Here is a 2,584-nt window from a genome sequence, read left to right as displayed (position 1 = left end):
AATTCGAAACGAAGTAGATAAAAAGCTGTTCCAAGCTCGAGTTACGAGTTTGGAACAGCTTTTGTCTACAGTCTGAGACGAATAAATCGTCTTTTTTGTTGGCCATTAAAATTTATTTTCAGAACGACTATCTAGCGCCAAAAGGTTTGACAATCCGCTTTGTCTTTCATATTAAAACGGATAATGTCGAAGATCAGCTTTTCGTCAACCGGCTGATCCCATAAAATACGAAAAATGTTTTTTGTTTGTGAATAGCCACTTGCTTCAATGCGGGTATTGAACAAGGCCATCGTTTTCACTTCTGGCGAGACTGAGAAATGTTTCTTCGAACTGCTAATCCCCAAGATGAAGGTTCCATGATCCGTAAACATCGGCTGGTTCCAAGCAATTCGAGTCTGCAAATCCGGGAATTCAGTTAATATATGTTCAAATAATGGCTCCAGGACTTTTCGCTGTGCCTCTGACAATTCTTTTGTTAGGTACTCTTGAAACTGATCCATTTCGTAACCTTCCTTTCGTTCGCTAGACCATCAGTAAAAGTAGATTGGTCGGTCTTTTCGATCCTGCAATGGACGATTATTGTTTTCCAAAACTTCTTCACGAAATTCCAGAATAAAGCGACGACTCATCTCGCCTACCCAGTCAAATACAAACCAGTTGATTGGACCTTTAGTTGGAGGAGTTGTCAAAGAACCTACATAGTGAAAATGGTGGGTCATTTCCGGTAAAAACATCGATGGGTCAAACCATTGGGTATGGTTTTTGAAATCCCAAATACTATCATCTTGCTGATTACAGATCCAGTTTAATTTATCTGTTAACCGGAACAAAATACCGACGACTAAGTTTTCTCCTTGTTCATTCATATGTACCAAATGAAATTCAAGTTCTTGCTGCTCATCATCGATGATATGCTCAGAAGGCATATGAAAATGAATATCCGTTAGGTAGTAATTAATGCCTTGAAAGGTCACGTAACTTTCTTTATTATATGGAACAAAATGAATCGTATTTTTAAATTCTTTTTCAGTAAAGCGTTCCCGATGGTAATGGAAGCTTAAATCCTCATCGACAGGTTCCTCTGTATCGTCATGGTAAAGCGCAATGGGCGATTGCAATGGAAACTTCGCTCCTTCAGCATACCAGTCACACAATGTGTGCCAATACTCAGGACCATTCTCCCCAGAATAACTCCATGGAACATCCATATTTCTTTTCAATAAAACTGCCTCCCTATTGAAACTGGCTGCCTTTCAACTGCCAGATAACTTTTGATGAATCGTCTCAAATCGTATCAGAAAAAAGATAAAAATAAAACGAATATGCTCTTGGATCACTCCAGGCATATTCGTTGTTCTTATTTACCAGTCCAAGTTTGAGGTGACTGTTTCCATTGCTGCAGCAATGCAATATCTTCTTTTCCGATATAGTCCATCTCTAATGCAGTATCGATCATTGTTGAATAGTTGGTCAACGTCACTAATGGCAGCTGGGCCTTTTCAAAGTTGGTTAATCCCTGCGGCAATTCATAGGTAAAGATCGCTGCCACCCCCAGAACATTTGCCCCTTCGCGAGCGGCTGCTTCGCAAGCTTCTAACACACTGCCGCCAGTAGAGATCAAATCTTCGATCACAACCATTTTCTGACCTTCCGTGATACGTCCTTCGATTTGGTTTCCTTTGCCATGATCTTTGGCTTTGCTGCGGATATAGACCATTGGCAAATCAAGAATATCTGCTACCCAAGCGGCATGAGGGATCCCAGCAGTAGCTGTACCCGCAATTACTTCGACGTCTGGAAAGTGTTCTTTGATTTGCGCAGCCAAACCACTGGCAATCGCTTTACGTACAGCAGGGTAACTCATTGTCATACGATTATCACAATAAATCGGGCTTTTGATGCCGCTTGCCCAAGTAAAGGGTTCATTTGGACGTAAAAATACTGCTTCAATCGTTAAAAGGTCTTTGGCAATTGCTTTACTGATTTCTGTCATTGAATAGCTTCCTTCCATGCTTGTTTAATTTCCTGGTAAGTATCAAAAGGTGTTGCAGATTGTGTGATTGGTCGACCGACAACAATCGCAGAAGAACCAATTTGTCCTGCTTTTGCTGGTGTGACGATTCGTTTTTGATCTCCGGCATCACTACCAGCCGGACGAATTCCTGGGGTTAAGCACATAAATTCAGGATTGGTAGCTACCTTGATGGCAGCAGCTTCTTGGGCGGAACAAACCACGCCAGCTAATCCTGCTTTTTTTGCACATTGAGCATAATGACGCACGCTTTCTTCTAAAGAAACAGAAATTAGCTGTTCTTGCTGCATTTGTTCTTCGCTAGTAGAAGTCAGCTGTGTGACAGCAATCAATAGCGGCACATTTTGGCCTTCCTTGGTTCCATTTTGCAGTCCCCGCTTTGCTGCTATCATCATCTCAATACCACCCGCCGCATGAACATTGGTGATCGCGACCCCAAGATTTGCCAAACGTGTCATGGCCCGCTCAACAGTATTGGGAATGTCGTGAAGTTTTAAGTCTAAGAAAATATCATGGCCTAAATCTTTTAACCAGCTGACGATTTCTGGTCCT

Annotated in this window: 4 protein-coding genes; all 4 read right to left on the bottom strand. The window is 41.8% G+C overall.

The window, feature by feature from the left end:
• Positions 1-131: 131 nt before the first annotated feature.
• Positions 132-500, bottom strand: coding sequence for an iron chaperone (locus tag AB5Z52_RS16605; RefSeq protein WP_029486815.1), 369 nt, complete (start codon positions 498-500; stop codon positions 132-134).
• 30 nt (positions 501-530) lie between these two features.
• Complete coding sequence (locus AB5Z52_RS16600) at positions 531-1,208, bottom strand: carbonic anhydrase family protein (protein ID WP_034704506.1); 678 nt, start codon at positions 1,206-1,208, stop codon at positions 531-533.
• A gap of 149 nt (positions 1,209-1,357) precedes the next feature.
• A complete protein-coding gene (gene pyrE / locus AB5Z52_RS16595) occupies positions 1,358-1,993 on the bottom strand; it encodes an orotate phosphoribosyltransferase (protein ID WP_005473159.1) in 636 nt (211 codons plus the stop codon).
• Positions 1,990-2,584: orotidine-5'-phosphate decarboxylase (gene pyrF, locus AB5Z52_RS16590; protein WP_368267079.1), on the bottom strand; the 595-nt coding region annotated here is incomplete at its 5' end. The genes pyrE and pyrF, both read right to left, overlap by 4 nt.

It is taken from the genome of Enterococcus sp. RTP21361st1_A6_RTP21361_211029 (assembly GCF_040910045.1).
Taxonomy (GTDB): Bacteria; Bacillota; Bacilli; order Lactobacillales; family Enterococcaceae; genus Enterococcus_D; species Enterococcus_D gallinarum.
The sequence above is the reverse complement of the archived record's forward strand: the minus strand, read 5'-3'. Positions and strand labels throughout refer to the sequence as shown.